General features: G+C 59.9%; 18 protein-coding genes. 3 read left to right on the top strand and 15 right to left on the bottom strand.

From position 1 onward, the window contains the following. Positions 1 to 42: 42 nt before the first annotated feature. From fhuB to NCHU2750_RS22950, 5 genes are all read right to left on the bottom strand, one after another. Entirely contained in the window at positions 43 to 2,010 is a 1,968-nt protein-coding gene (gene fhuB, locus NCHU2750_RS22970; protein WP_119944071.1) for a Fe(3+)-hydroxamate ABC transporter permease FhuB, read from the bottom strand. After that, positions 2,007 to 2,897 (bottom strand): iron-siderophore ABC transporter substrate-binding protein, encoded by an 891-nt coding sequence (locus tag NCHU2750_RS22965; RefSeq protein WP_119944070.1) that lies wholly within the window; start codon positions 2,895 to 2,897, stop codon positions 2,007 to 2,009. The genes fhuB and NCHU2750_RS22965 overlap by 4 nt, the downstream gene beginning before the upstream one ends. 4 nt (positions 2,898 to 2,901) lie before the next feature. Then, positions 2,902 to 3,645 carry an ABC transporter ATP-binding protein gene (locus NCHU2750_RS22960; protein WP_502703872.1) on the bottom strand — a complete coding sequence of 248 codons (744 nt, stop codon included), beginning with the start codon at positions 3,643 to 3,645 and terminating at the stop codon, positions 2,902 to 2,904. A gap of 236 nt (positions 3,646 to 3,881) precedes the next feature. After that, on the bottom strand, positions 3,882 to 6,023 hold the full coding sequence (locus tag NCHU2750_RS22955; RefSeq protein ID WP_119944069.1) for a TonB-dependent siderophore receptor: 2,142 nt from the start codon (positions 6,021 to 6,023) through the stop codon (positions 3,882 to 3,884). 201 nt (positions 6,024 to 6,224) lie between these two features. Continuing rightward, positions 6,225 to 7,091 carry an alpha/beta hydrolase gene (locus NCHU2750_RS22950; protein ID WP_119944068.1) on the bottom strand — a complete coding sequence of 289 codons (867 nt, stop codon included), beginning with the start codon at positions 7,089 to 7,091 and terminating at the stop codon, positions 6,225 to 6,227. 261 nt (positions 7,092 to 7,352) lie between these two features. On the opposite strand from NCHU2750_RS22950, the gene NCHU2750_RS22945 reads away from it, so the two are divergent. Beyond that, positions 7,353 to 7,745 (top strand): RidA family protein, encoded by a 393-nt coding sequence (locus tag NCHU2750_RS22945; protein ID WP_119944067.1) that lies wholly within the window; start codon positions 7,353 to 7,355, stop codon positions 7,743 to 7,745. A gap of 86 nt (positions 7,746 to 7,831) precedes the next feature. Here NCHU2750_RS22945 and NCHU2750_RS22940 read toward each other — a convergent pair whose 3' ends face one another. The 4 genes from NCHU2750_RS22940 to NCHU2750_RS22925 form a co-directional block, all read right to left on the bottom strand. Next, positions 7,832 to 8,479 carry an amino acid ABC transporter permease gene (locus NCHU2750_RS22940; protein ID WP_119944066.1) on the bottom strand — a complete coding sequence of 216 codons (648 nt, stop codon included), beginning with the start codon at positions 8,477 to 8,479 and terminating at the stop codon, positions 7,832 to 7,834. Beyond that, a complete protein-coding gene (locus NCHU2750_RS22935; RefSeq protein ID WP_119944065.1) occupies positions 8,476 to 9,144 on the bottom strand; it encodes an amino acid ABC transporter permease in 669 nt (222 codons plus the stop codon). The genes NCHU2750_RS22940 and NCHU2750_RS22935 overlap by 4 nt, the downstream gene beginning before the upstream one ends. A 29-nt stretch (positions 9,145 to 9,173) precedes the next feature. Continuing rightward, on the bottom strand, positions 9,174 to 9,977 hold the full coding sequence (locus NCHU2750_RS22930) for a transporter substrate-binding domain-containing protein (protein WP_119944064.1): 804 nt from the start codon (positions 9,975 to 9,977) through the stop codon (positions 9,174 to 9,176). A 122-nt stretch (positions 9,978 to 10,099) separates the two neighbouring features. Beyond that, positions 10,100 to 10,759 (bottom strand): RraA family protein, encoded by a 660-nt coding sequence (locus tag NCHU2750_RS22925; RefSeq protein WP_245480451.1) that lies wholly within the window; start codon positions 10,757 to 10,759, stop codon positions 10,100 to 10,102. 175 nt (positions 10,760 to 10,934) lie between these two features. On the opposite strand from NCHU2750_RS22925, the gene NCHU2750_RS22920 reads away from it, so the two are divergent. Then, positions 10,935 to 11,870, top strand: coding sequence for a LysR family transcriptional regulator (locus NCHU2750_RS22920; protein ID WP_119944063.1), 936 nt, complete (start codon positions 10,935 to 10,937; stop codon positions 11,868 to 11,870). Positions 11,871 to 11,923: 53 nt separating this feature from the next. On the opposite strand, the gene NCHU2750_RS22915 is transcribed toward NCHU2750_RS22920, so the two are convergent. The 5 genes from NCHU2750_RS22915 to NCHU2750_RS22895 all read right to left on the bottom strand — a co-directional run bounded on the left by NCHU2750_RS22915 (position 11,924) and on the right by NCHU2750_RS22895 (position 18,683). After that, on the bottom strand, positions 11,924 to 13,165 hold the full coding sequence (locus NCHU2750_RS22915) for a Zn-dependent hydrolase (protein WP_119944062.1): 1,242 nt from the start codon (positions 13,163 to 13,165) through the stop codon (positions 11,924 to 11,926). Positions 13,166 to 13,365: 200 nt separating this feature from the next. Beyond that, positions 13,366 to 15,087, bottom strand: a complete 1,722-nt coding sequence (locus NCHU2750_RS22910) for an FAD-dependent oxidoreductase (RefSeq protein ID WP_119944061.1) — start codon at positions 15,085 to 15,087, stop codon at positions 13,366 to 13,368. A 1-nt stretch (position 15,088) separates the two neighbouring features. Beyond that, a complete protein-coding gene (gene tcuB / locus NCHU2750_RS22905; protein ID WP_119944060.1) occupies positions 15,089 to 16,249 on the bottom strand; it encodes a tricarballylate utilization 4Fe-4S protein TcuB in 1,161 nt (386 codons plus the stop codon). A 22-nt stretch (positions 16,250 to 16,271) separates the two neighbouring features. Beyond that, the gene (gene tcuA, locus NCHU2750_RS22900; RefSeq protein WP_119944343.1) at positions 16,272 to 17,660 is read right to left on the bottom strand and encodes an FAD-dependent tricarballylate dehydrogenase TcuA; all 1,389 of its coding nucleotides are present in this window, start codon (positions 17,658 to 17,660) and stop codon (positions 16,272 to 16,274) included. Between the two features lie 81 nt (positions 17,661 to 17,741). Continuing rightward, a complete protein-coding gene (locus NCHU2750_RS22895; protein WP_119944059.1) occupies positions 17,742 to 18,683 on the bottom strand; it encodes a LysR family transcriptional regulator in 942 nt (313 codons plus the stop codon). A gap of 210 nt (positions 18,684 to 18,893) precedes the next feature. Here NCHU2750_RS22895 and pepT point away from each other — a divergent pair, with 210 nt between their 5' ends. Next, on the top strand, positions 18,894 to 20,120 hold the full coding sequence (pepT, locus tag NCHU2750_RS22890; protein ID WP_119944058.1) for a peptidase T: 1,227 nt from the start codon (positions 18,894 to 18,896) through the stop codon (positions 20,118 to 20,120). 28 nt (positions 20,121 to 20,148) lie between these two features. Here pepT and NCHU2750_RS22885 read toward each other — a convergent pair whose 3' ends face one another. Then, entirely contained in the window at positions 20,149 to 22,602 is a 2,454-nt protein-coding gene (locus NCHU2750_RS22885; RefSeq protein ID WP_119944057.1) for a hypothetical protein, read from the bottom strand. Between the last annotated feature and the right edge of the window lie 12 nt (positions 22,603 to 22,614).

The raw sequence follows: 22,614 nt of genomic DNA, 5'->3' as shown, positions 1-22,614 counted from the left end.
ACAAGGATCGGAAAGATATTCGGCCTTAGCCCAAGCGCAGTATTAGGCTTTTCTTCTCATCATCAGCATCAGAAACGGTGCCCCGATCAGGGCGGAAACGAGCCCGGCCGGTATCTGGTAGGGCGAGACGAGCGTGCGTCCGATGAAATCCGCAGCCACCATCAGGCTGCCACCGATCAAGGCTGCGCCGATCGTCTGCGGCAAAGCCCGGGTGAGGCCCGCTTCGCGCGCCAGGTGCGGTCCCATCAGTCCGACGAATGAAAGTGGCCCGACAGTCAGGGTTGCAGCCGCCGTCATCAGACCGGCCAAGCCGAAAAGTGCCAGCCTCGATCTGGCAAGCGACAAACCGACAGCCGCAGCCGGCGCCGGCCCGAGCGGCAGAATGTCCAGCCAGCGCCTCGCCGTCAGCGCCGCGGCAATCAGGATGCAGGCGATGATCATCTCGGCCGCGGCCATCGAACCGTCGACAAGATAGGTCGAGCCGCTCATCCATCGCATCAGCAAGGCAGCCCGAGGGTCTCCGGTCGAACTCAGTACGCCGACGACCGCATCGACCATCGCGCTCAGCGCGATGCCGGCCAGCAATACCCGTTCAGGCGCAAAGCCGGAGCGACGGGAGGTCAGGAGGATGACGGCCAAGACGCTGACAGCGCCAATCACTGCAAAGGCAAACTGGCCCGAAAAGCCGGGAGCGACGGCAAAGAGCGCAATCGCCACGCCAAACGTTGAGCCGGCGCTGATGCCCAGCACCTCCGGGCTTGCCATTTCGTTACCCGTTAATCTCTGGAGAATGGAGCCGGCAACGGCGAGCATCGCGCCCGATGCCAGAGCCGCGAATATTTTCGGCGCCCGGATGGCGAGAATATCACGCCACAGATCTCCGGAGAGCAAAGTCCAGCTGCCGTCCGCTCCGCGCCCGAGAAGGACGGCAATCGCCAGCAACAGGACAAAGGCGCAGGTGACAGCAAGGAGCACCGCAGTGCCGTTCCAGCGGCGAAGTCGCCTTCCTACCGGCATCTGCTGGATACGGTGACGGACCTTCAGCCTAGGCAGGAGCGCCAGAAGCAGCGGCGAACCGAAAATCGCGGTGACGGCCCCAGTTGGCAGAAAGTCGCCAAGACCGCCTGCGACGAGTTGCAGGACGGAATCGGCAAGAAAGAGCAGTCCGGCGCCGATCAGTGGCGACCAGAAGATCAGTTGTACCGGGCGTCGTGCCCCTGCAAGCCGGGCGAGCGTGGGCGCAACGAGCCCTATGAAGCCGATGACCCCGACGGCACTGGTGACGAAGGCCGCCAGCATGACGGCGCAGGCGATAACGACGACACGCAATCGCGCGATGCGCACGCCGAGCGCCGAAGAACTGCTGTCTCCGAGATCGAGCAGTGAAAGGGGGCGGATCACCAGAGAGCAGATGATTGCGACGGCAGCCAACTTCCATGAAAGCGACAGCGGGATGACCCAGCTCTGCTGTGCCAGGGAGCCTGCGCCCCAGATGAACAGGCTCGCGAGATACCGTTCGTTCAGATAGGTGAGGATGGCGGACAGACCGCCGCACCACAGGCTGAGGACAAGGCCCGAAAGGACCAGCGAATAGGGCGAGAAGCCACGGCGAGCGCCCAGGCCGACGACGATTGCAGCCGCAATCGCGCTGCCGAACAGGGCAACGATATCCCGCCCCGCCCCCAACAGGTCGGGCAGGAACAGGGACGCCACCACGAGAGCGAGGTTTGCCCCGGCCGATACACCAAGCGTCGTCGGATCGGCCAGCGGGTTGCGGAGGACCTGCTGGAACAGCGCTCCCGAGAGCGCCAGCGCCGCTCCGGCGATCAGCGCTGTCGCAAGGCGCGGCAAGGTTGAATAGTAGAGCAGCATGCGCTCGACGCCGTAGTGGGGCTCGTGCGACGAAAAAATTGCGGGTGTGGCAAGCAGCCAGGAGGCCACGCATCCGGCACCAAGCAGCATAAGGACAACGAGTGCCGGTCCCATGTTATCGCGGGGATGAAGCGTCATGCCTGTTGTTCCAGAAGGTCTGTCACGAGGCCTGCAAAGCGCATCGCCTCGTTCACCATGCCGAACATCAGGGCCGGCGGCAGAATGGAAAGATGTCCAGGCTTGGCGAAGGGAAGTTCGCGCCAGAGCGGACTGTCGGCGAGTTTTGGCATGACATCGGGTGGCACCGGCTCGAAGGCGATCAGGCGTGCGTCGGGATCGGCGATCCTTGACAATTCCTCGATGCCGATCGTCTCGAAACCCCAGTAATTCGATTGCTGCGTCCAGGCATTCCTGACGCCGATACGTTGCAGAGCATTGTCAAACAGGCCCGGCGCCGAATAGATCCGTGCGTGTCGGGCATCCATGAAGCTCACAAGGGCAACCGGTGGCACCTGCCTGCCGACAAGCCGGCGGTGGCAATCATCGAAGAAGGCATCCGATCGGGCAAGGAACTCTTCGCCTTCCGTCTCCCGCCCGAGTTCGGCCGCAAGCTTGCGCGTGGCGGCAATGGCGGACGAGAGGACCGGCCCTGAGTCAGGCGTGAAGATCTCCAGGCGCAGCACCTTGGCAACGGATTGAAGCTTCGGCAGCATGTCGTCGAGATAAGGTGTCGTCAGGATGATATCCGGCTTGAGCTCCAGAAGAATCTCGAAATTGACCTCGTAGGAACTGCCTATGTCGACGACAGATTTCGGCATGGCCGGCTCGACCACCCATTTGTCCCAATCAGCGCCGTCGGAAATGCCGACGGGGGTAATGCCGAGCGAAAGCAGCGTCGAGGCAAGCCCATAGTCGAGGCTGACGATCCGGAGCGGCCCCTGCTGGGCAAAGGACGGCGCGGGCGCGAGCATGGCGGCCATGCCAGCCTGGAGAAGGGTACGACGAGATACTATTGTCAAGGGCATGGCTTTAGTAGGCATAGGCGAGCGGGTGCGCCGTATTCGGCGCTGAAATCACATTCATTTCAATCCCGTATATGGCCTGCAGAGTATCAGGCACAAGAATGTCTTCTGGTGTGCCGCTGGCAACGACGCGACCGCCTTTGAGCGCATGGATCCGGTCGCAGAACCGGGCCGCCATGTTGATATCGTGCAGAACGATGATGACACTCCTGCTGCCATCATGCGCCAGCCTGCGCACCAGCGACAGGACCTCGATCTGATGGGCGATGTCGAGAGCCGCCGTGGGTTCGTCGAGCAGCAGGCAGCGTGCATCCTGCGCAATCAGCATCGCGATCCAGGCGCGTTGCCGCTCGCCGCCGGATAAAGTTCCCAGCACCCGGTCGGCAAAGGCCGACATATGGGTGGCGTCGATCGCATCCTCGACCTTCTTGCGGTCGGTCTCCGAGAAGCGGCCGAGCGCGCCATGCCAAGGATAACGTCCGCAACTGACGAGTTCGCGGATGGTCATCTCCGATCCGGTGGTCAGGTCCTGCGGCAGATAAGCAACCGAGCGTGCGAAAGACCTGTCATCGAAGCGCATCAGATCCGTTTCGCCATAGGCAATCGTTCCCTGGCTCGGCACGATCTGCCGTGCCAGCATCTTGATCAGGCTCGACTTGCCCGAGCCATTGTGGCCAACCAGCGCCACCACTTCTCCCGCCGGGAAGTCAAGGCTGACGTCCGAGAGGATCTTGCTACCATCTATCGACAGGCTGACACGATCGACAGCGAAGGCTTCCGTCTGCTTCGACGCATCCTGCGGAATCTGAAACCTGGCCACATCATATTCCTAGTACTAGATAACCAAATCGGCACCGATGACGGAAATTCACCATCGATGCCCCATTCGTCATTTGCGCCAACGGCTCATGCTGACGGCCAACGCCACCGGCTGAACGCCTTCGCTGAATGCGTGATCCTAGACGCTATAGGCGCGCCCACTCAAGCTCACCACGAATATTTGAGTGTTCCGACGACTTTGCGCCGATCGCCATAATATTCCGTCCCATAGTAGGACGTCGCGACGTATTTGCGATCGAACAGATTGGTCGCATTGAGCGCCAGGCTCACGTCCTTCGTCACCTTGTATTTGATCGCAGCATCGAAAGTGGCGTAGCCCCCGTTCGAAACGGTATTTTCGTCGTCGCCATATGTCTGGCCGATATAGCGTACGCCACCCCCAAAGTTCAGATCGCCACGCCACCCGTCGCCGGGAATGGTATAGTCGAGCCATGCAGAGGCAAGATGGCGCGGCACGCGCGATGGCCTGTTGCCGACATTGTCCGTCCCGTCTTCCTTGATTTCAGCATCCCAATAGGAATAGGCGAGCGTCAGATTTAGATTGTCCGCAATCGCCGCTTTCCCCTCGAACTCCACGCCACGGACACCGACCTTGCCAATCTGCCGTTGCTCCAGGTCACTGATCCAGCTCGGCACATTTGTCTGTGTCAGGTCAAAGAAGGCCAGAGTGAAAAGCCCGTCGAAACCATCAGGCCGATATTTGAGCCCGATTTCATATTGCTCACCTTCCTGCGGCTTCAAGGTTCCGGTGAGCGCATATCCGTTTCCGGTCGGTGTGACGATCGGCTGAAAGCTCTCAGAGTAATTTGCATAGGCCGCCAGGTTCGGGGTGAACTTGTATGTAACACCGACGCGTTTTGTGAAAGCCGACGCCGTGTTGTCATCCTGCGTCCCGTCCAGGTAATAGTCCGCCTTGGTATTCACGTGATCCCAACGCCCGCCAAGCGTAAAAATCCAGCGATCGTCAAGCGTCAGCTCTTCCTGCGCGTAAATGCCCAGTGCCTGCTGTCTCACTCGCCAATTTTGATAGGGCACCAGATTTATGCAGGATGCACCGCAGTATACGGGATCATGAATGTCGATCCCGCCGGCAGCCGGATCCCAGAATATCCGCTCACGCGTATTATCGTTGGCATAGTCGATACCAAACAGCGTCTTGCTCGCTCCGCCGTGCCAATCGGTATCGTATTGGAGCTGGTTGTCGATCGCATAGCGGTTAGATCTCCCATCGACGGTAAACGCGGTGCGCGGATCATCCGGGTCGAGCGACGCCCCATAAACCTCAGCGTAATCAAGGCTGACATGGGAGTAACGCGCATTTTGGCGAAAGGTCAGGTTGTCATTCAACTCGTGCTCGAACTGATAACCGATATCCGTCTGCTTGGTATTGAAGCGGTTGAAATCCGGTTCGCCGATGAAGGTGTTGATATCGACGTCCGCACCGGTTGGAAAGCCGCGGGCACCCGTTCCGTCACGCTTGTAGAAGTCGGTCAGGATGGTCAACGACGTGCCTTCATCTGGCTTGATGGTCAGCGCTGGAGCGATATAGATGCGATCGTCATTGGAATAGTCCCAGCCGAGATCTCCGTTTTTGCCGAGACCCGTAAACCGGTAGGTCCAGACACCATCGGGGTCGATAGGACCGCCGAAATCCACACCGACCTCCTTGGTGCCGTCACCATAGGACGTGTAGACTTCGCCGAACTTCTCATCTTGCGGCCGTTTTGTAATGGCATTCACCAGACCACCGGGACCGTTGAGACCGAACAATGTCGACGTCGATCCCTTTAATACTTCCACGCGCTGTAACCCGTAGGGCTCCAGCCGGCTCGCCGTAAAGAAAGCTGGAATACGGGCAGCAAGACCATCGCGATAGGTCCCGAGCGTCGTCTGGTCGAACCCGCGGATTCGGATATAGTCATATCGATCATCATTGCCGAATTCGTCGGTGAACACGCTGGATGTGTAGGCAACCGCCTGTTGCAGGTTGTCAACCTTACGCTCCTCCAGCTCTTTCTCGGTTACGACGGAAACCGATGCGGAGATATCGACGATCGGGCTATCGGTCTTGGTGCCGGTGGCCGTGTCTTTGGCGACGATTGTCTTGTCCGGCCCTACAGGCCCCGCTGAACCACCCTCCAAAATGATTGGCTGCAATTGCGCAGCGCTGCTGTTACCCGTTGCCTGTTGGGCCTGGCCCGAACTCACCACTGTCGCCGTTGCCAAGGCAGTTCCGGCAATCAACAATTTCACCCTGAAATTCAGGACACCTCGCCCGCCAAACGCCATCTCTTATCCCTTTTTTTGCAGCCCGGGTTCAACCCAACGGCGTTTCCCCGAAGGGAGTCGCTCAGAGCCATTAGCAAAACAGGAGAAAAAAAGTCAACTTATTAATCACGCGTCCGTGAACACTTCCAAGCTGAAGAGGCAGCTCACTTGTGCCGGCGGGAACCAAGCACGGGACCCGTATTCCGAGGGATGCAACACCAATCAGGCGTTGAGAGCGAAGGCAATACCGATGGCGCGGTTGGTTGCCGGGCCAAGTACAGACATGTGGGTTTCTCCGGCAAACACTTCGAATTCGGTGCGAATCCCATCCGCCGTCCCGTTCAACCGTTCTGCCATCTCTCTTGCCAGTGCGACGGTGCGCTCGGCCTTCTTCTTTTCGAGACGCTCCATGGCATCGTCATTTTTGTACTGGAACGGCGCCAGTTCGTCGCCTTCGTATTCGCCTGCGGACAGATGCAGGAATGGCGAATTGCCCGGCGCCGCCGGACGGCGCGCCTCATTGTTGAGAATTTCGCTCCCCTCCCAGTAGATGGTCGGGCTGGCTGCAATCCAGTTCTTGAACAGGCCGGGCCGCTCGAAAAGCGCATAGAGGGTGAAAAGCCCACCGAAGGAATGGCCGAAAAGCGAGCGCCGCGCCGGATCAAGCCGCACCATATCCGCAAGTCGCGGCAGCAACTCGTTCTCGATGAACGAAAGCAATTGCCCGGTTCCTCCGATCAGCACCGGGGGGCCTCCCTCGACATAGGGAGGATAGGATTTTATCGGCGGAGGGCCGAGATCCCAGGCACGACGCATGGCGTTATAGGGCTCATCGTTTGGATAGCCGATAGCCGCAACGACACCCCAGCCGGTATTGGTGGCGGTCGGATAGGGTGCCTGGGTGACGAGGCTTGCGACAGCAAATGGAAAGGTCGCGTTACCGTCGGTCAGGACGAGAAGAGGCCACCCTTCAGCCGGTGGCTCGCCTGCAGGAATGGACAGAAATATGCGGTACGGCTCACCGCCGGACGCAGGCGTGAGGTCGAAATAGCCCGTTCCAGGCATCGCGTAGGCTGTAACCCCGTCCATTATGCGCCTCTTCTATCCCTTTTCGGCAAGACAGTTACGGCTAAGGGATCAACCGTGGCAGAAGCAAGCCGGCACACATCAATCTGGAGGGAAAATCACAAGTTTGATGCTGCCGGGAAGGCCATCGAGGCCAGGCGTGACGGCGCGAACGGTGCAATAGGCCCTGCCTATGTCTGTGATCGTGGACCGCTAGACTTGCGCCGGTTTCGCCCAGCCGAGGTGACGCTATAGTGATGACCGTCCCATCACAGGAATGCTTTCATGAAAAGAACCATCATCGAGGTCCCGGTCATCTCGGAGACACTGGCCCGGATAGGCGCACCGGTTTCAGTCCTCGTGCGCAGCGGCGACATGCTCTACACCTGCGGCATGCCTCCTATCGATCATCGTACAGGCGAAATCGTTCGTGGCGATATAGCGACACAGACACGTGTCGCCCTGGACGCATTGGCATTCACCCTGGAATTCGGCGGATCCTCGCTCGCCCAGGTCGTCAAGGCGACGGTCTACATCGCCGATAACAATCTCGCCGGCGACATGAACACGGTCTATCGCACCTATTTTCCCGAAGGCTTCCCGGCCCGCACCTGCGTTGCCATCAACACATGGCCTGCCTTCGATATCGAAATCGAATGCATTGCGTCGATCTTGTAATTTTCGCCCGAGGCCAACCGCAGTAAAGAAACCCCGGCTGAGAAACCTCACAGCCGGGGCACGACAAAAATCGGCTGATCACGCCGTCAGTATTTTGCCTGCCGCTTTTCCAGCCAGAGCGCATAGCGCGTCAGCGGGAAACACATGACGAAATAGATGATCGCGACAAGGCCGTAGACGCGAAACGGCTGGAACGTTGCGTTATTCAGAGCATCCGCCGTACGCACCAGTTCCTCGAAACCGAGAATGGAGGCCAGCGCCGTAGACTTGATCAGCTGCACGAGAAAGCCGACGGTCGGTCCGGTCGTGATCCGAAACGCCTGCGGCAGGATCACCAGACGCAGTTCCTGCCATCGCTTCAGGCCGAGGCTCGTGCCTGCATCCCACTGTCCCTGCGGAAGCGCTTCGACACCAGATCGCCAGATTTCACCGAGATAGGCCGATGCGTAAAGCGTCAGGCCAAGGACTGCAGCAGTCCAGGGCTCGATTCTCAACCCGAACTGCGGCAGACCGAAGAAAATCAGGAAGAGCTGTAGCAGCAGCGGAGTGCCCTGAAACACTTCGATGTACCAGTGTGCCGCCTTCCACACCCATTTTCTTTCGCTGATCCGCGCAAACAATACGCCGAGCCCGACGATCGTGCCGCCGATAAAGGCAGCGATCGACAGCAGCACGGTCCAGCGTGCGGCAAACAGCAGATTGCGCAGGATGTCCCAGAGAGTGAATTCGATCATGACAGTCCCGGCCCCACATATCGGCGGGCGCAAAAACCCAACAGGCGGCGCACTGCGATGGCCAGCAGCAGATAGATGGCTGCCACGATCGCAAAGGTTTCGAATGGGCGGAAGGTCTGGCTCTGAATCAGGTTGGCATGCATCGTCAGTTCGCGCACAGAGATCTGCGAGATGACCGCGGAATCGAGCATGGTCATCACCACCTGGCTGGCCAGAGCCGGGAAGATCACCGCCATTGCCTGCGGCAGGATGACCTTGAAAAACACCACGCGCGGCTTGAGCCCAAGAGCCTGTGCGGCCTCCCGCTGGCCATCACCGATTGCACCAAGTCCGGCGGCAACGATTTCGGTCGCATAGGCACCGACATTGAGCGTCATCGCGATGATGCCGGCCCATACCGGATTGAGGTTCACACCGAGGCTCGGCAGACCGAAATAGATGAAGAACAGCTGGACGATGAAAGGCGTATTACGAATGGCTTCGACATAGACGCCGACCAGCGCCTGCAGCCAGCGAATGTGCCCACGGCGAGCGGCTGCGCCGAATACGCTGATTATCATTCCCAGAATTGTTGAGGTGACGGTCAGCATGACGGTCATTCCCGCGCCTTCAAGAAGGGCGCGGGAACCGGTTGCCAGCCAACCGAAGTCGAAAGCGCCGTTCATGCGCCTGCCACCGGCCGATCAGCCATCAATCACTCCGGACGCTTGAGGTTTTCAAGCTTCAGCGGCGTCTTCAGCCACTTTTCGGATGCAGCGTTAAGCGTGCCGTCGCTGATCATGGTCTTCAGCGCATCGCCGATCACGCCAGAGAGAGCATCCTCACCCTTGCGAACTGCGATATTCGACGGCGAAGACATCAGCTGGAACTTCTCTTCCGGCTTCAGACCCGTCTGCTTTTCCAATACCTGGGCGCCAACGTTGTTGCCGGCAGCCATCAAGTCGGTCTGGCCGGAGATGAAAGCCTGGATTACGGCACTGTAGTTGGGGAAGCGGCGGATCGTGGCGCTTTCCGGGGCAGCCTTGGTCAGCGACGTGTCTTCCAGCGTACCTTGATTGACGGCGATCGTCTTGCCGGCGAGATCGGCCGGGCCGGACAGCTTCGTTGCCTGAGGGCCGATCACGGCGATGTAATAAGGAGCGTAGGGAGCGACAAAGCCGATCGCCTTTGCACGCTCGTCGGAATAACCGACGCTCATCAGCATGTCGACGCGCTTGTCGTTGAGGAATGCGATGCGGTTCTGGCCGTTGATCGGAACGAGGTTGACCTTGACGCCAAGAACCTTGGCAATGTCGTTTGCCACGTCAACATCATAGCCGACCGTGCTCATATCAGTGGTGACGGAGGAGAACGGCGGGAAGTCGGGGAAAATCCCGACATTAATGACGCCGGCAGCCTTGATGTCAGCAAGGTCATCGGCCTGCGCCATGCCGGCAGACACGCTTACGGTCGCCACGGCAGCAATCGCCAAGCAACGGATACGATTGAGGAAGGTCATGCAAGTCCCCTTTTTGTCAGTGTTGTCGTTGAGTTGTAATCTAGAAGTTCCCGAGCACCGCGTCTCGCACCATGAAGATGGCCTACCTATGGCTATCATAGCGTCTGCCTGACAATACCGCTTTACGACGTTTTCCCCGATATCGACCGGTTTTCGCCGGATCCTGATCGAGCTTTGGCTATCTCCATCAGCGTTTTTCCCGCATTGAGAGCATGCAACACCTCGATCTGCTCCTGCTGCAGGCGCAACGCCGTCGCCGCATGTTCACCCGCCATCGCCGGATCGAGCACGACGACACCATTTTCGTCCGCCAGAATGATATCGCCCGGTCCGACCATGGTTCCCCCGCAATTGATGACGGCACCAACATGCCCGGCAATACCGCGGCTGCGTGTGGTGATCGGCGAGCGGCCGCGACACCAGACAGGAAGGCCGATATCGAGCAAGGCAGCGAGATCCGTCACGAAACCGTCGATCACGACGCCTGCCACTCCACGCTTGAGCGCCGCCGTCGCGGCGATCGCACCGAAACAGGCATGCCGAAGATCGCCACAGCGATCAATGACGATCACCTCGCCGGCTGCAGCAATGGAAAGAGCCTCGACCAGCGCCGCACCATCCGTACCCGGCAAACGCACCGTCAGCGCCGGTCCCCATATCCGCGTGGCCGGAATGATCGATTGGATCGACGGCACCATGAAACCTTCAAAGAGAAAGGAGCCGAGGGTCGTGGTCTGCACTTGCGACAGGTTGGGTATCATCTGCTTACTCGCGGTCGACATAGATTTCCGCCCGCAGAAGCGCGGCGTCGTGTCTACTTGAGAGCAAACTAACGCCTGGCGTGATCGGGATATAGCCGGCAATGGCCGTTCGGCCTGATCCGAACGATAGGTGTTGCCTATACTTCCGGACCTGCGAAATTATGCTAAAGCGCTGCAGCCCAGACGAGATGTTCCAATGCCCCAACGTCCCGAACTTTCCGACCTGAACTGGAACCTGCTGCGCAGCTTCTGCATCATCGCGGAGGAGAAGAGCCTGACGCGCGCGGCAAAGCGGCTGAACATTAGCCAGCCATCCGTGAGCCTCGCGCTTCAGAAGCTCGAGGAACAGCTGGACTGCCAGCTCATCTTTCGCGGAAGCCGACATTTTGCCCTCACCCTGCGTGGCGAGAAGATCTATCAGGAATGCGCCGACATGTTCCGCGCCGTCGACCGGATCGGCGTCCTGACCGAGGACCGAAACGACGAGGAATTCGGTGAACTGCGCCTTAGCATCATCAGCCAGCTCCGCTCCCCACTGATTGACGAGGCAATCCGCCTTTACCACCAGCGCCACCCGTCCATCACGTGGCGGATCGAGGTGCAGAATTCGGCCGAGACCGTGCGTCGCATCACCAGCGAGAAGAAGGGGCTTGGCATCTGCCTGTTGACGAAACCGCTGATCAACCTCACCTGCCGCCACCTGTTTCGCGAGGAATTCTCGATTTTCTGCGGGATAGAACATTCCCTCTACGGCCGGACGGAAGTGACCGCCCGCGATCTGCAGCAGGAGCCTTTTGTCGCCTTCAACTGCGCCACGGAAGGCATGGGATTGGAGCCGATGATCATGCTGCGCGAGGGAATGGGCCTCGGCAGCCGCATCAGCGGCTCGAGCCATGATCTCGAAGAGGTCCAGCGGATGATCGTTTCCGGGCTTGGTATCGGCATACTACCGGTGATGACCGTATCGGAAGCCTCACCGGCGGGTAAACTCTGGCCACTCCGGCTTGTCGACCAGCCGCTCGGCGCGGACGTATTCCTGATCAACAGCCCGCTGTCGCAGCCGACCCCGCCCGAGCAGAAGTTCATCGATCTGATCGACGAATTGCTGAAACTCTATCCGGACATGATCTGATCCCGGCACGAGGGGCGTGCCGGGATATTCGATGACGGCAGCGCCTGCCCGTCTCAGCGATCGGCGCGCTGCACGGCGACGTGAAGGAGCATGTTCAGGCCGGCGACGAGATCGTCCGGACTGCAATCCTCCTTGTTGTTGTGGGTGATGCCGCCCTTGCAGGGCGTGAAGATCATGGCGGTCGGGTAGCGCATCGCCATGTGATAGGCATCGTGCCCCGCCTGGGCTTCGATGTCTCTCCAGTTCCAGCCCTGACGCTTGGCCTCCGTACGTATGGAAGTCACCAGTTCATCATCGAAGATGTCGCCACCCCAAGCCCATTCGTCCTCGACAGTGACGCTGCATCCAGCCTTTGCGCCGGCTTCGTGGGCCGCACGGCGCATCTTTTCAGCCATCACCCTGGCGGTGATCGGATCCGGATGCCGGACATCCGCCACACATTGCGCGGTCTCCGACAGGATGCCGGGCTTGTTCGGCCATGCTGCAAGGCGCGAACCGGTGGCCTTGCCGTCGTGAACCGCAAAATCCCAGCCGATGTCATCGACTGCCGTGAGGAACCGTGCGCCGGCGATCAATGCATTGTGGCGCAGATCCATTGGCGTCGGCCCCGTATGGGCCGTCTCGCCGTCGAAACGCACACGCATGCCATAGCTCGGATACCCGCCCGTGACGACGCCGACCTGTCGGCTTTCCGCATCGAGGATCGGCCCCTGCTCGATGTGAAGTTCTAGATACGCATCGACATCGTTCAAGGGCGCTGCATCACCCCGGTATCCGATCCGCGCCAGTTCGTCGCCGAACCGCGCCCCATCGTCGGCAATAAGATCATGCGCCCAATCGACCGTGTATTGTCCAACGAAAACGCCGGACGCCACCATGGGCGGAGAGAACCGCGCGCCTTCCTCATTGGTCCAGTTGACAACGATGATCGGGCGCTTTGTCACATGTCCGAGATCGTTCAGCGTGCGAACCACTTCCAGTCCGGCCAGCACCCCGGCAATTCCGTCGAAACGTCCGCCATTGATCTGCGTGTCGAGATGGCTGCCGATGATGACCGGCGCAAGGCTGTCGTCGAGCCCTGCACGGCGGGCGAAAATCGAGCCCATCGCGTCGATCTCGACCGAGAGGCCCGCAGCTTTGCACCACGCCACGAATTCATCTCTCATCTCGCGATCGCTGTCGGTCAACGCAAGGCGCGCAAGCCCGCCCTCGCGCCCCTTGCCGATCTCGGCGGAACGCTGAATGGTCAACCAGAACCGATCGAGGTCGGTTCGACTGTCGGGTGTAAAGCTCATGAAAGCCTCTCGATATTGCCTGAATTACGTCGCCGAGGCGGCGGACGGAATATAGCAACCCCGCCGGAGGCAATAAGAGGCAACCACCCGGGTAAACTCAAATAGGTCAGGGCTATACCTGTGATCGACGGCCCAACTGCAGCCCCCGAGCCGCGTTCCGGCTGATCTGCATCAGGCTGCACCCACATCTCACATCGACATCACCGGGCTGCACAATGCCGGCCAACAATGTAACCGAAGACCACCGCCGGGCCGATGGTAATGCCCGGGCCGGGATAGGCTCCGTTCATGATCGATGCCATGTCGTTGCCGCAGGCATAAAGCCCCGCGATCGGCTTTCCATCCTCACCAAGGACCTCACCGTCCTTGCTTGTCGTCAGGCCAGCGGCCGTTCCAAGATCGGCCGGATAGACCGGCACGGCAAAGAACGGCGCCTTCAGGATCGGCGCGATACAGGGATTGGGCTTCACATCCGCATCGCCCAGATGCCGCTGATAGGCATCACCACCACGACCAAATTCGGGGTCGACGCCGTTCTTTGCATCCTTGTTGAAGGCAGCGACGGTGCGCGAGAGGCTGCCAGTCGGCAAACCGATCTGCTGCGCGAGTTCATCAAGCGAAGCAGCCTTGAAAAGATAACCTTCCCGGACGTAGCGCGACGGGTTGAGCGAGAACGGCTTCACCCGGCCAAGGCCATATTTCCAGAGGAAGGCCGCATCGCAGACCAGCCATGCGGGACAGGCGTCGGCGCCCTCCTCGATCTGAGCTTTGACGAACTCGTGGTAGGAGCGTGCTTCGTTAGTGAACCGCACACCATGGCGGTTTACCGCAATCAATCCCGGCTTGCCGCGATCGGTCACCGTATGCGGGAAATAGCGTTTGTTGCCGTCAGCATCCGTATAGGGTGACGCGGGCACCCAAAAGCCGCCGCCCTGCGATGGTGCAATCGTTCCACCCGCAGCAAGGCCCAGACGCAGCCCGCCAGTGCCACTATTGCTGCCGATCGTCGCCGTGCCCTCGCCCAATGCCTGCGGCAGATATTTCCGGCGAAGCTCCGGGTCATGCGAAAAGCCGCCGGTTGCCAGTATCACGCCCTTGCGCGCGCCGATTTCGACAACAGTCCCGTCCTGCTTCGCACGGATGCCGATGACTGCTGCGCCGTCCTGAAGCAACGAGAGAACCTCCGTTTCGGTTTCGATCACCACCCCCGCCTTGATGGCCGACAGCAGAAGCCGACCGACAAGCGCATTGCCGAGATAAAGGGTCGTGCCGCGAGAGTGGCGCGTCCGCTGCCAGAGATATTGCGCGACCAGTCTGATGACCTTCATCGCAGACCGAGGCGATTTGGCGAACCGCCGCCAATGGGGAATGTCTGCCCGGCTAACCATCATACCGCCGAGCAGCATGAAATCCGGCAACGGGGAACGCAGCCTGGAAAACCATGGACCGAGAGCGCCCGCGTCAAAGGGAACGGACTCCAGCACCCTTGCGCCGAGAACCGCGCCGGGCTGATCCGGATAATAGTCCGGATAGGTGACGACGGGCTGCAGCTTCACCTCGCTGTGACTTTCCAGATAGTCGATCGCCTCGTTGCCGCGTTTCAGGAAAGCCTCTCGCAGGGCCGGGTCCAGCCCTTTCGGGACGGTGGCATCGAGATACGTCCGCGCCTGATCAAGGCTGTCGCTACGGCCAGCGGCAGCCATCTTGCTGTTTGCCGGAACCCAGACCATCCCGCCGGAGATCGCGGTCGTTCCACCGACCCTGTCGGTCTTTTCGACGACCAGAACCCGCTGGCCTTCGCACGCTGCCACAACGGCGGCAGAGAGCCCGGCCGCACCCGACCCGATGACGATGACATCATAGTTGACTGGATCGTTTTGTGGCTTGGCCGTTCGGCCGACATTTTCAGGTCTTGCATCCATATCAATCACTCCCCGCCTGAATGGGATTCGGGCGCCGCTTTTCGATCGCATGTTTGAGGAGAGCAGCACAACGGAAGATGCCGTGGGCGAACTTGCCGTAGGGAAGCGTCAGGAACAGTCCCATGACGAAGCCGAGATGGATCGCCAGCAAGAGCGGCATCGCCGCGCTCTCTCTCCATATCAGAAGCGCAAGGCCGGTCAGGCTGATGAAGAACAACAAGGCTATGAAGCCTCGATCCATCACCTTCTGCCGCTCGTCGGTCTGCATCTGGTTGCGCTTCATGTTGAGCCAGAAAAGACCGGCGGGGCCGATCAGGAGGCCAACTCCCCCCAGTGTGCCAAGGATCACCGGCAGGCTGAAAACCGGATAGGGCGCTTCGATTGCAAACAGGTAGTGATAAAGCGTGGCGACGCTGGTGGAGGCGAAACAGAGCATGAAACCGTAGAAGGTAAAGTGGTGGAACCGCCGGCGCCACAAGGTAAAGCCATCGTCCTCGTTATTGCAGCCGTCTCCGTGTCCGCCGCCCAGATATTGCAGCGTGAGAGCGGACTTGGCCGCTTCCCCTACGGCATCGGAGAGGGGTACGGGCCTGCCCGGCTCGGACACCTGTCGCCAGAACCGAGTGACACCGACGGCGAGTGCCGCGATCGAGAACAGGAAGGACGCACCGAACAGGACCGCAAGAAGATTATGCGGGAAAATGGCGTAGAACTCGCCCTCAAGCCCGTGGACCAGCAGGCTACCCCTGATGGCTATCGTGGCGATGAGGAACGCGGCAACACCAAGACTGACGGCCATCGCCACCGTGAGACCATTGCGCCGATACAATTCGCCGAAGGCCTTGGGGAAAGCATATTCGATATAGGTATCCCGCCGCACCCGCGCGAGCGTCTTCGGCAGATTGACGCCGAACTCATGCGGGGGCGCATATTGGCAGGCGTAAAGACAGGCCGAACAGTTGTGGCAGAGATTGGCGAGATAGTGGGCGTCCGCCACGTTGAAATCCAGCCTTCGCGTCATCGCCGGAAACACCGCGCAAAAGCTTTCGCAATAGCGGCACGCGTTGCAGATATGCAGTATCCGGTCAACCTCGGCTGCGTTGTTGTCCAGTTCGCTCTCGGCTTGACGGGCAAGACCCATCAGATCTTCGACGGCGGCCATTCTTGTTGCTCCTGAAAAAATGTCACGCGGCAAGTGCGGCGGCGGCAGCGCGCGATCCGGCGATGCGGCCAAAGGCCGTTCCGATGCTCATCCCGACACCCGCCGTGTAGCCCTTGCCGAGTACGTTGCCGGCCATCATCTCGCCTGCGACGAAGAGGTTGGGGCTCGGCCGATCGGCAAAGCGCACTGCGGCCGTATCGTCCACTTTTAGCGACAGGTAGGTGAAGGTGATGCCCGGACGCAGAGCGTAACCATAAAAAGGCGGCGTATCGATTTTCTGTGCCCAGTGGGTCTTGGCCGGTGTCACGCCTTCCGTTCGACAGTCGTCGAGAACGGTATGGTTGAACGTACCCGGCTGGCAGGCATCGTTATAGTCCGCGAGCGTATTCACGAACGCATCCACCGGCAGGCCGAGCTTTTCGGCCAGTTGCGGAAGGCTGTCGGCGACGACACCGAGAAAAACCGGCGGCATGAAACGGCCAAGGACCTTGCGGTCGATGATCGAATAGCCGATCTGTCCCGCCTGCTGTGCCACGAGACGGCCCCAGATCGCATAGCGCTTCGGCCAGAAATCCTCGCCCTCGTCGTAGAACCGCTCGCCCTGCCCGTTGACAACGACACCGAGCGAGACGCAGTCGATGCGCGTGCAGATGCCGCCGTCATAGAGCGGTGCACGCGCGTCGATGGCAACGCAATGCCCCTGCGAAGGATCTCCGATCATGTCGGCGCCCGCGTCCATCATGTATTTCAGCAGAACACCCTGATTGAAGCGCGTTCCGCGAATGAGGAAATTGTCAGCCGGCCACTCGCCGCGATCATTGCGACCCCAGGCGGAGCGCAGCCATTCGCGGTTCGACTCGAACCCTCCTGCCGCAAGGACACAGGATTTCGCGGTGATCCTCTCGCCTTTCTCCGTCACGACGCCAATGAATTTGCCGCCTTCGAGGATGATCTCGCTCACCGGCGTTTCGTAGCGGACCTTGACGCCAAGCGCCTCGGCGCTGCGGTAATAGGCATTGACGAGCGCCTTGCCGCCACCCATGAAAAAGGCGTTGGTGCGCGCCACATGCAGCGCGCCGGAAAGCGGTGGCTGGAAGCGGACGCCATGGCGTCGCATCCAGTCACGACAGTTCGACGATGCCCGGATGACCAGACGCGCCAGATGCTCGTTGGTCTCGCCGCCCGTTACCTTCAAAAGGTCCTGCCAGAATTCCTCTTCAGGATAGGCTTCGACCAGTACATCCTGCGGCGCATCATGCATGCATCTGAGATTGCGGGTATGCTGCGAATTTCCGCCGCGCCACGCCTTTGGCGCTGCTTCCAGCATCAGCACCGAGGCGCCGGCCTCGCTTGCCATCAGGGCCGCACACAAGGCCGCATTACCGCCGCCTATGATCAGGACATCGATCACGATCCAAAGCTCCATTAGGGTTCGGACTCAGACCTATGGTAACGGTGGGCATGCGACCATCATCGTTCGATGAAGGTGTATTTACAGATCATGAAGGGTAGCGCCGCTCCATCGCCCATCGCGAACCAGACCGGCCACGACCTTGCGCGCCTGCGCTCTCAGAGCCAGCGCCGCGGGTGACAACTCCTGCTCGGGAAGGCTGGCAAGCAGATTTTGCCGATGGGCATCGGGGTCCGAAATTGGGCGAACGTCGAGCTGGCTCGAGGCAACGCGTGCCAAGGCGGCACCCGGCTGGATCGTGTAGCCGACACCGGCGGACACGGCATCCATGATAACTGCCAGCGAGTCGATTTCCATCACGATCGTCGGGGCGGTCGCCGCGATGGCGAACGAACGATCGAGACTCGCGCGCAGTCCATGTCCGCGGCTTGGCAAGATAAGCGGAAATCCGCCGAGTTCTGCCATCGCGACAGTGTCGCCGATAATGCGATCCGCAATCTCCGAACGGGCCGGAGAGCCGATCAGGAACAGGCTTTCGTCCAGAAGAGGGATGGCCTCCGAGCCGGCGAATGCAACGGATTCGGCGTTGAACAGCACGGCGATGTCGATCTGGCGGTTCTTCAACATTCCAGCCAGATGACCCGACATGCCCTCGACCAGCTGCAGTCGAATATTCGGGTAACGGCGTGCCATCGCCTCGATCAGCGGCAGGGCCAGAACAGACGCCGTGGTGGGAGCGAGCCCCAGGGACACCACGCCGGATAAACGAGCGCCCTGAGCCGCAGCCGTCGCTGCATCAAGGTGGCGGAGCGCCAGCCTCGCCTGCTGACAGAATGCATAACCGGCCTCTGTCGGCGTGACGCCGGAGGCGCCACGCACCAGCAGCCTTGTCGACAATTCGCTTTCCAACCGGCTTATCTGCTGGCTGAGCGCGGATGTTCCAAGCCCGAGTTCGGAAGCGGCCTTGCCGAGACTGCCACAATCGACTGCCGTCAGCAGATATTTCAGTTGCCTGAGTTCCAACCCATCCTCCCGACAGCACTCCATCAGCAAGGTGTACACGGATAAATGATCGTGAAAACTCAAAATATTCGAATGAATTGATAAAGGTAATACGTAGCCGCGTGAGCCATTGGCATGATCAGGACAGCCACCGATGGCGCAAGGAACACAAGCCAATTATGCTGGTGGCAGTCGTATCTCTCATTCATCTCCCCACAGACAGGACATGCCATGGAACTTCGCAATGAACTGATCGAACGGTTCTTCCGTTATCTTGCGGTCGAAAGCCAGAGCGATGCGAAGTCCACCACTCTCCCTTCCACCCTCGGTCAGGCAAGGCTCGCCGCGCTTCTCCGTGACGAGTTGCGGGGCATGGGTCTCGACGCGGTGACGATCGACGGGCATGCGACAGTAACGGCCATAAGACGCGGCTCCCTGCCGAAGGCGCCAAAGATCGGCTTCATCGCTCATCTCGACACGGTGAATGTCGGCCTATCGCCCAACATCAAGCCCCAGATCCTTCGTTTCAACGGGGAGGATCTCTGCCTCAATACGGAAAGCGACATCTGGCTTCGGGTTGCGGAACACCCGGAAATCCGCGGATGGGAAGGCCAGGATATCATCTTCAGCGACGGCACCAGCGTGCTCGGCGCCGACAACAAGGCGGCGATCGCGGTTATTATGACCCTGCTCAACCGCCTTGGAAGCTCGGGCCAGTATGGCGATATATGCATCGCTTTCGTCCCGGACGAGGAAATCGGGTTGCGCGGATCAAAAGCTCTCGATCTCGACCGTTTTCCCTGCGATTTCGCCTATACGATCGACTGTTGCGAGCTTGGCGAGATCGTGTTCGAGAATTTCAACGCCGCAAGCGGCGAGATCACCTTTACCGGCGTCAGCGCGCATCCCATGTCCGCCAAGGGCGTGCTCGTCAATCCACTGCTCATGGCCATGGATTTCGTTGCCGAGTTCGATCGGGCCGAGACACCGGAGCAAACCGAGGGGCGAGAAGGATATTTCTGGTTCAAGGACCTAAGCGCCAACGACACGGAGGCGCGCCTGTCGGTGATGATCCGCGACTTCGACAAGGCCGGATTTGAGAAGCGCAAGGACAGGATCAACAAGGCTGCGGCCGCGATAGGGAATCGTTATCCGAGCGGCCATGTGGCCTGCAGGATCAGCGATCAGTATCACAATATCAGCGATCATCTCGGTGGGGAAACAAGGCCCGTGGACATGATTTTCTCGGCGATGGAAGCACTCGGCATAACACCCAAGCCGCTGCCCATGCGCGGCGGAACGGATGGCGCAGCGCTTTCGTCACGTGGCCTACCCACACCGAATTTCTTCACCGGCGCCTATAATTTCCACTCGCGCTTCGAATTCCTGCCGCTCCCCGCCTTCGAGAAGTCGTTCGAAGTTGCGCGGATGCTCTGCCGTCTCGCCGCCAAAATCTGAAAGCCTCCATCATCGGGTGCCGGGCAGCTCAGAACCCCTCGTCCGTCGGCTCGCCGCCCGATCCGCCCTTGTCATCCGGCAAGCTGCGATGGCCGTCAGGCCCGACGACGGAAGACGGCAAGGCCAACGGTACCGCCTGCGCAAGATAGTAATGGCTTGCCTCGATGACGACGTCAGCCGGATCCCGAAGCTTTCCACCCGAGGCCCGTTCCCGGAGCGACTGTATCGCGGCCCGCGTCTTTTCGATCTCGCCGGTCAGGTCGCTCCGCCTCTTGTTGTCCTCCACAGAGGTCCCGATGATCGCCTGCCGCTGTTCCAGGAGATTATTGAACTGTCGTTCCAGCGAAAGATACTCGTCCTTCAATGTGCCAAGTGACACGCGCATCGCGCTATTGGAAAATTCCCGCAGGTTCTCCTCACCCGCGGAAAGTTCAGCAGTAAACTCGATATCTCCAACGATCAGGCCGAAGCCGGTCTCAAGCACAGCCCTTAGGTGCTCTTTCAGGAGCCGTGAGACCGGGTTAATGAAAGCGCCCCCTTCTGCAGTCATCGAATTCATCAGCGACTCGAGCTCCGACTTGGTGGCGTGGCTCAGGCGGTTTTCCACCGCGACCCGAAGGCGTTGGATGAGGTCCGCCTTGAACCTGTCGGGTGCGATGAGGTGGAGATCATTGTTCAGCATCATGACGATGCGTTCTGCCGAGCCTCCTTCGATGATCACATAGCCCTTGATATTGCGGTCGCGCCCACCATCGCCGAAAAGGCGATCCTTGATCACGCATTCGAACTGCACCGTCCGCACTGCCGCCACCAGCCGCCGCAGGTCCTCCACACAACGATCGATCCGATGAAAATGCAGCGCCACCAGCGTGACGCCGGGATAGCGGTTCTCCAGAATGGAGACCAGCTTGGCAGAGATCAGATTGTTGTCGACGCCACCAAATCCGGGATCGGGCGATTCGGACATGGAGGCATTCCATCGGGCAGCACCGATAAAATTGCTGAAATAGATCTCGGCGGGCGTCGACTGCATCACCAGCTCGGCCGCTTCGCGTGCCGCAGCAGCCAGTTTTTCACGGATGAAGTCATCGTCGGGCACCCGGCTGTTCTGGCCGCCGTTTTGCCTTGCATATTCGATGAAGAACGGCTCCAAGGCGGCCCGGGTTTCGAACCTGAGCTCCATATCCATCGCGAATGTACCGGGAATTCTTGGATGCGCCGTGCGGTAATCCTGCTCCGGCACGGTTACCCGCCGGGTCTTCAGCCAGCCGTGCAGCGGCAGGAAGACCGATGCGAAGAAGACGTCGAGCTTGAGGCCTATGCCATCGGCACGATCCGAAATACGCTGCCTGACTTCGTCATTATAGGCTGCAATCTGCGTCTCGCCGAGGTCATTGATGGCGACCCCTGCCAGAACCTGGCTGAGGCAATCGGCAATCGTTGCCCTGAACCAGGCGGCACGCTCGGGCTGTTCGGAACGATCGTAAAGGCCGGCTCCGTCCTCGGCGATCCTGGCGACGGCGTCGGCCCTGAACTCCAGTTCATATCCCCGCGTGTCCTGCCAGCGCACGCTCGCTTCGAGCTTCACGCTCTGCGGCGGCGGATTCCTGCTGGCTTCGTCCCGGACGACGACGAGATTGGCCACGCCATAGGAATATTCGTCGAGATAGGCGGCAAGTCTCGTCGCGATCGCCTGCCGCATCTGCGCCGGTCGATACCAGTAGTCAAAAAGCGTCAACTCTTCGGCGCAGGCTTTCCGGATCACCTCGAGCAAGACGTTGCGCAACTTCGTTTCTCCGCGCGGCAAGGCCAGATTACTCTTGCTGACGGGATGACGACGAATACGAAGATCGACGCGCAGGGGCATGTCCTTGTCAATGCGATCGACAAAGGCGACATGAAGAGGTGCAGCTCCCTCGGTCGCAATCTGCTTGTCCTGCTCGACGGTCTTGTCGATCAGGAAATTGATCTCGAAGCCGAGGCCGAAGCGCGCTTCCAGTTTCTCCGCGAGAAGCGGCTCCCACTTCTCCTTGTTTTCATCGATCCGCCTGTCGATATCGCCGGTCTGCTGTCGTGCGGACTGTTCGAGAAGCGCGCGAAATTCGTTGCCGAAGAAAGCATAGAAAAGCTGTTCGGGGCCCTTGCTCTCGTGAAAATGGCGCCTGGCGATTTCGGCTGAATGACGGCCCTCAGTGCGCACGCGCAGATCCAGATTGAAGTTCACCGTTTCCCGGGTCGTAAACAGGATAGGTTCCAATTGTTCCCGCAGCTTCCTGGTCGCATCCGATATCGAGCGGTAGAAATCGCGGCTGACTGCGATGCGGTATCGTTTGCCCGGCAGCAGCGCCCTCGGACCTCTGAGCGTTTCTCCGCGGGCATTCAGCGTGACGACATCGAAGCCATCCGGCGCCTCTTCATCCAGCTCGAGCCGAACGATCGCCTGTCGATAGGTGCAGGGCGCAAGCGAACCGTATTCCTTCATGTCACTCTCCCT

Origin of the sequence: Neorhizobium sp. NCHU2750 (assembly GCF_003597675.1) — a bacterium.
Lineage (GTDB): Bacteria > Pseudomonadota > Alphaproteobacteria > Rhizobiales > Rhizobiaceae > Neorhizobium.
The sequence above is the reverse complement of the archived record's forward strand: the minus strand, read 5'-3'. Positions and strand labels throughout refer to the sequence as shown.